2 protein-coding genes are annotated in these 7,739 nt (G+C 72.2%); both read right to left on the bottom strand.

All coding sequences use genetic code 11. The features are described from left to right. Positions 1 to 678, bottom strand: a 678-nt coding sequence (locus tag SSOG_RS14860; protein ID WP_425385466.1) for a beta-ketoacyl synthase N-terminal-like domain-containing protein, incomplete at its 3' end; no start/stop codon positions are given. Between the two features lie 45 nt (positions 679 to 723). Beyond that, positions 724 to 7,739: type I polyketide synthase (locus tag SSOG_RS14865; RefSeq protein WP_039937613.1), on the bottom strand; the 7,016-nt coding region annotated here is incomplete at its 5' end.

Raw genomic sequence — 7,739 nt, forward strand, 5'->3', positions numbered from 1 at the left:
CACCGCCAGGTGCAGCGACACCAGCGACGACGAGCACGCCGTGTCCACCGTCACCGCCGGGCCCTCAAGACCCAGGGTGTACGCCACCCGGCCCGACACCACGCTCGCCGCGATGCCGGTGGCCAAGTAGCCCTCCGACTGCTTGGGCGCCCGGCGCAGCAGGGTGGCGTAGTCCTGGCCGCTCGTACCGGCGAACACACCGGTACGGCTGCCCTTCAGCGACGACGGATCGATGCCCGCCCGCTCGATGGCCTCCCACGACGTCTCCAGGAGCAGCCGCTGCTGCGGGTCGAGGGCCAGCGCCTCGCGCGGCGAGATCCCGAAGAAGGCCGGGTCGAATTCACCGGCGTTGTGCAGGAACCCGCCTTCGCGGACATACGACGTACCGGGCCGGGAAAGCTCCGGGTCGTACAGCGCCTCGACGTCCCAGCCACGGTCGTCGGGGAATTCGGAGAAGGCGTCGCGCCCCGAGTTCAGCAGCTCCCAGAGTTCCTCGGGGGAATTCACACCGCCGGGCAGACGGCAGCTCATGCCGACAATCGCGATCGGCTCGTGCTCTCCCGATTCGACTTCCTGGAGTCGCTGCCGCGCTTCGTGAAGCTCGCCGGTCACTCGCCTCAGGAAATAGCGGAGCTTGTCCTCGCCGCTGCTGCTGTTCGTCACGCCGTACCACTCCAGGGTTTCAAAAAGTCTTAAGAGATCGGGGAGGAGAAGGGGTGTGGCTCAGGAGATGCCGAGTTCGTTACTGATGAAGTCGAAGACGTCATCGTCCGAGGCCGCTGCGAACCTTTCGGTCGCGGCGGGCTCGGCGCCGGGCTCTTCCTCAGCGCTGCACAGCTTCAGCAACTCCTTCAAACGCAGCGATATCTCGCCTCGGGCACCCTGAGTGGATTCCTCGGCCGTTGAAACAATCTCCGAAATGTTGGACGCGAGACGGTCGAGCTCCCCGAGCACGGCGTCGAAGCGTTTGGGGCCGTCCTCGCTCAACTCGCTCCGCAGGTGGTCGGTCAGGGCCTGCGGGGTCGGATAGTCGAAGGCGATCGTGGCCGCCAGCCGCAGTCCTGTCGCACTGTTGAGCCGCTTCCGCAGCTCGAGGGAGGTGAGCGAATCGAAGCCGAGTTCCTTGAAGGCCCGGTCGGGGGTGATCGCGTCGGTGGAGGTGTGGCTGAGCACCCGCGCGACCTGCGTACGCACCAAGTCCAGCAGCCGGAGGCCCCGTTCGCCCGCCGAGAGGCGAGCGAGTTCGGCGCGCAGCGCCCCGCCCGGATCGGGGTCGGTGCTCGCGCTGTCGGCGGTCGGCGCCTCCAGGACGCGGCGCGCCTCGGGGATGCCGCCGATCAGTGGCGCAGGGCGTTCCGCCGCGAGGCGGGGTGCGCACAGCTCCCAGTCCATGTCGGCCACCGCGATGCAGCTCTCGTCGCGGTCCAGCACCTGGTCCAGGACCGCAAGGGCGTCCTCGGGGTCCATCGCCTCGAAGCCGCTCTGCTGGGCCCACTTCTCCCGGGTCTCGCCAGTGGCCAGGCCACCGCCGCCCCAACGGCCCCACGCCACCGACGTGCCCGGCAGACCGAGGGCCCGCCGCTCCTCGACCAGCCCGTCGAGGTACGCGTTCGCCGCCGCGTAGTTGCCCTGCCCCGGGCCACCGACGGTGCCCGCCATCGACGAGAACATCACGAACAGCGACAGCCCCGTCGTCTCGCGCGTCAGCTCGTCCAGATGCCGCGCGGCCTCGGCCTTCGGCCGCGCCACCTCCGCCAGCCGGTCCGGCGACAGCCCCTGTACGACACCGTCGTCCAGCACCCCGGCCGTGTGCACCACGCCCGTCAGCGGTGGCAGTTCGCCCAGCGAGCCCAGCAGTTCCGTCAGCTCGCCCCGATCGGCCACATCACACGCCGCGACCGTCACGCCAACGCCCGCAGCCGACAGCTCGGCCTCCAGCTCGGCCGCTCCGGGCGCATCCGGACCGCGGCGGCTGGTCAGCACCAGATGCTCGACGCCACGCCCCACGAGCCACCGGGCCACATGACCACCCAGAGCGCCCGTGCCACCGGTCACCAGCACGGTCCCGCTGCCCTGCCAGCCCCCGTCGGCGCTGGTCGCTCTGGCACGTACCAGCCGCCGTCCGAAGACCCCCGAGGACCGCACCGCCACTTGGTCCTCGCCCTCGGTTCCGGCCAGCACCCCGGCCAGTCGGGCCAGTGCCCGGTCATCCACCGTCTCCGGCAGATCCACCAGGCCGCCCCACACCTCCGGATGCTCCAGCCCCACCACCCGGCCGAAGCCCCACACCGCGGACTGCGCGGCACCGACAGCGCGCGCGTCGCCGCCCACACCCGCCGCGCCGCGCGTGGCGCACCACAGCCGCGCGTCGACCCCAGCGCCGTTCAGGGCCTGGAACAGGCCCAACGTCCCCGCCAGCCCCGCCGAGACGCCCCCGCCGACCGGATGCGACGACTCGTCCAACGCGAGCAGCGACACCACGCCCGCCAGGGGCCCTGCATCCGCGATTTCCGCCACGCGCTCGGCTCCCTCCTGGCCACCGGCTTCGGCCTCCAGCACTACGACCTGGGCACCAGCCCGCGTCAGCGCACCCGACACCGACTCCGCCACCTGCGCGACGCCCTCAACACCAGCTGGGACCACCAGCAGCCACGCGCCCGACAACCGCGCCGACGACTCCACCGCCACCGGCTGCCACACCACCCGGTACTGCCACCCCTCCAACCGCACCCGCTCACGACGCCCCCGCCGCCACGACGACAACGCCGACAACACCCCACTCAACGACTCCTCCGACGACACCTCCAACGCCGAAGCAACCCCCGCCACATCACCACCCTCAACCAACTCCCAAAAACCAGCCTCAACCCCATCGACCACACCATCGCCAACCGGGGCATCCAGCCAATAACGACGCCGCTGGAACGCATACGTCGGCAGATCCACGACCGACGCACCCGCGCCCTCGAACGCCCGCGCCCAATCCACCTCCACACCCTGAACCCACACCTCAGCCAGCGACACCAGGAACCGGTCCAGCCCGCCGTCATCACGCCGCAGCGTGTCCGCCACCACCGGGGCAGCCGTCGGCTCCAGCTCGTCCAGCGTCTCCAGGACGCTCGCGGTCAGCACCGGATGCGAACTGACCTCGACGAACGTCCCGTGCCCCTGCTCGGCCAGCGCCTCCACCGCGGACTGGAACCGCACCGGCTGCCGCAGATTCCGGTACCAGTACCCGGCGTCCAGACCGGCCGTGTCCAGCAGCCCACCCGTCACCGTGGAGTAGAACGGCACATCGGCGGCCCGCAGCTCGACCCCGGCGACGATCTGCGCCAACTCCGCTGCCAGCGCCTCGACATGGGCCGAGTGCGCGGAGAAGTCCACCCCGGGAACGTTCCACCGCATCACCCCGGCCTTCGCCAGGACGGCCCCCAGATCCTGTAGCGCGTCCGCGTCACCGGAGACCACGACCGCCTTGGGGCCGTTCACCGCGGCGATCGAGATCCGGTCGCCGAACGGCTCGATCCGCTCGCGTACCCAGTCCTGCGACGCCACGATCGACAGCATCCCGCCACGACCGGCGATCGCCAGCAACGCACGGCTGCGCAGCGCGACCACGCGGGCCGCGTCCTCCAGCGACAGCACACCCGCCACACACGCGGCGGCAATCTCACCCTGCGAGTGGCCCACGACCGCCGACGGCTCGACACCGTACGAACGCCATACCTCGGCCAGCGACACCATCACCGAGAACAGCACCGGCTGCACCACGTCGACCCGGTCCAGCGAGGGCGCATCCGGCGCCTGCCGCAGCACACTCTCCAGGTCCCAGTCCACGAAGGCCGTCAACGCGGCCGCGCACTCCGCGATCCGCTTCGCGAACACCGGGGAGGCACCCAGCAACCCCTGTGCCATGCCCGCCCACTGCGAACCCTGCCCCGGGAAGACGAACACCACCCGGCCACCAGCGCCCGCGGCCGCGCCCGTCACCAGCCCAGGAGCCTCCTCGCCGCGCGCCAGCGCACCCAGCCCGGCGACCAGCTCCTCGCGCGCGGCACCGGTCACCACGGCGCGGTGTTCCAGCGCCGCCCGGCCCGTCGCCAGTGACCAGCCCACGTCCACCGGCGACAACGTCCCGCCGGCCTCGACATGGGCCAGCAGCGCGCCCGCCTGGCCCCGCAGCCCCGTCGCACCTCGGCCGGACACCACCCAGGGCACCGCCACCGGCGCGACACCGGCCACCTGAGCCTGCTCCAGCTCCGGCGCCTGCTCAAGGATCACGTGCGCGTTGGTCCCGCTCACCCCGAACGAGGACACGGCCGCTCGGCGCGGACGCCCCTCGATCGGCGCCCACTCCTGGGCCTCGGCGAGCACCTCGACCGCACCGGCCGACCAGTCCACCTTGGACGACGGCTCGTCCACATGCAGGGTGCGCGGCAGCACACCGTGCCGCATGGCCTGCACCATCTTGATGACACCGGCCACACCCGCCGCCGACTGGGTGTGCCCGATGTTGGACTTCAGCGAGCCCAGCCACAACGGACGCCCCTCGGCGCGCCCTTGCCCGTACGTCGCGATGAGCGCCTGCGCCTCGATCGGGTCGCCCAGCTTCGTCCCCGTACCGTGCGCCTCCACCGCGTCCACATCCGCAGCCGCCACACCCGCGTTCGCCAACGCGGCCCGGATCACCCGCTGCTGCGACGGCCCGTTCGGCGCCGTCAGACCATTCGAGGCACCGTCCTGGTTCACCGCCGAACCCCGAACCACCGCGAGCACCTGGTGCCCGTTCGCCCGCGCGTCCGACAGCCGCTCCAGCAGCACCATGCCCGCGCCCTCGGACCAGCCCGTGCCGTCCGCGTCGTCCGAGAAGGACTTGCAGCGGCCATCGGGCGACAGGGCCCGCTGGCGGCTGAACTCCACGAACTTCAGCGGCGTGGACATCACGGCCACACCACCGGCCAGGGCGAGGGTGCATTCGCCGTTGCGCAGCGCCTGGGCCGCCAGGTGCAGGGTCACCAGGGACGACGAGCACGCGGTGTCCACCGTCACCGCCGGGCCTTCAAGCCCGAAGGTGTACGAGATCCGCCCCGAGGCGACGCTGCCCGCGCTGCCGTTGCCGAGATACCCCTCGAAGCCCTCGGGAGCGATCGGCAGCCGCGCGCCGTAGTCGTTGTACATGACCCCGGCGAAGACACCGGTCATGCTGCCCTTGAGCCGTACGGGGTCGATCCCGGCCCGCTCGAACGCCTCCCATGACGTCTCCAGCAGCAACCGCTGCTGCGGGTCCATCGCCAGGGCCTCGCGCGGCGAGATCCCGAAGAACTCCGGGTCGAACTCGGCCGCGTCGTGCAGGAAGCCGCCCTCCCGGGCGTACGTCTTGCCTTGGCGCTCCGGGTCCGGGTCGTACAACCCATCGGCGTCCCAGCCGCGATCCACCGGGAACTCCGAGATCGCGTCGACGCCGCCCGCGACCAGGTCCCACAGCTCCTCCGGCGACCGCACACCGCCCGGATAGCGGCAGCCCATGCCCACGATCACGATCGGGTCGTCCTCAGCCGCGACCGCCGAAGCCACCGGCACCACAGCCGTCTCCACAGCGCCGAACAGCTCGCTGTACAGGTGTCGGGCGAGCGCGTCGGGCGTGGGGTGGTCGAAGACGAGGGTGGCGGGCAGCCGCAGCCCCGTCGCCCCGTTGAGCCGGTTGCGCAGCTCCACGGCCGTCAGCGAGTCGAAGCCGAGATCCTTGAACGCCCGGCTCTCCTCCACCGCGCCCGCCGAGCCATGGCCCAGGACGGTGACCACCTGCCCCCGTACCAGCTCCGTCAGCGCACGCGTGCGCTCGCTCGGCGACAGCCCGGCCAGCCGATGCGCCAGGCCCTCCGCCGTCCCGGCGACCTCGCCCGCGCGCACCCGGCGCATCGGCCCCCGTACGAGGCCGCGCAGCATCGTCGGCGCCTCGTCGCCCAGCGAACGCAGCGCGGCCATGTCCAGCCGCACCGGCAGCAACAACGCCTCATCAGCCGCCACACCGGCGTCAAAGAGCGCCAGCCCCTCATCCGACGACACCGCCGCAAGACCCGAACGAGCAATCCGCGCCAGATCCGCCCGACCCAACTCACCGGTCATCCCACTGCGCTGCTCCCACATCCCCCACGCCAACGACGACGCAGGCAACCCCTCAGCCCGACGCACCGCCGCCAACGCATCCAGGAACACATTCGCCGCCGCGTAATTCCCCTGACCCGCACTCCCCAGCACACCCGCAGCCGACGAGAACAGCACGAACGCCGACAGCCCCAACTCACGCGTCAACTCATGCAAATTCCACGCCGCATCCACCTTCGGACGCATCACCCCATCAACCCGCTCCGGCGACAACGCCGACACCAGACCGTCATCCACCACACCCGCCGCATGCACCACCGCCGACAACGGACGCTCAGCCGGAATCCCCGCCAGCAACTCCGCCAGCGCCTCGCGATCGGCCACATCGCACGCGGCCACGGACACATCCGCGTCCAGCGAAGACAGCTCCGCCACCAGCTCCGACGCGCCCTCCGCATCCGGGCCACGACGGCTCACCAGCAGCAGACGCCGCACACCGTGCTCCGCCACCAGGTGCCGCGCCACCAGACCGCCCAGCGCCCCCGTGGCCCCCGTGACCAGCACCGTTCCTTCGCCATCGGAGCCGCCCCACGACGGAGCCGCCTCCCGCCCGGACGGCACGACCGACGCCACGCGCGGTACGCGCACCTCGCCGCCACGCACCGCAAACTGCTGCTCGTCCGCAGCCCCGAGCGCCCATGCCAGGACGGCCGGGGGCACGTCCTCGCCATCGGTGTCCACCAGCACGAACCGGCCCGGGTTCTCCGACTGCGCCGACCTCAGCAGCCCCCACACCGCGGCCGCCGCCAGATCCTCGACCGTCTCCTCGGCCCCGGCCGCCACCGCACCCGACGTCACCACCGCAAGCCGCGACCCGGCGAACCGCTCATCCGCCAACCACTCCTGCGCCAGGGCCGCGGCGTCCTGGACGGCCCTACGCGCCGCGGGGCCTGCCGCGCCGCCCGATGCAGCGAAGCGGCACACCACGAGGTCCGGCACCGTCGCGCCCGCCTCGACCGCTTCGGTCAGGGCGGCCAGGTCTTCGTACGCCCCAACCGTCCCCGTTGCCCCGGCCACGTCGGCCTCGTCGGCGTCGTCCAGGGCCTCCGGCCGCACCGCGGTCCACTCGACGCGGAACAGCGCATCGCGGTGGGCGCTCTGTGCGGCGGCAGCGGCGAGCTTGAGCTGTTCGGGGTCGACCACCCGCGCCACCAGCGCGTCGACCGTCGCGACGGGCTGTCCCGCGCCATCCGCGACCGTCACCGACACCGCGTCCCCACCGGCCGGGGCCAGCCGCACCCGGAGCAGCGAGGCACCCACCGCGTGCAGCGTCACCCCGCGCCACGCGAACGGCAGCCGCGCTCGGTCGTCGGAGAAGAATCCGCCCAGCCGCAGCCCGTGCAGCGCCGCGTCCAGCAGCGCCGGATGCACGCCGAAGCGCGCCGCCTCCGCCTGCTGTTCCTCGTCCAACGCGACCTCGGCGAACACCTCGTCACCGCGCCGCCAGGCCGCCCGTACGCCCTGGAACACCGGCCCGTAGCCCTGCCCGGCGTCGGCCAGCGCGTCGTACAGCCCGGCCGTCTCCACCGCAGTGGCCCCTGCCGGGGGCCACACCGCGAGGTCGGCCGCGGGCA

Source organism: Streptomyces himastatinicus ATCC 53653 (genome assembly GCF_000158915.1).
GTDB lineage: Bacteria > Actinomycetota > Actinomycetes > Streptomycetales > Streptomycetaceae > Streptomyces > Streptomyces himastatinicus.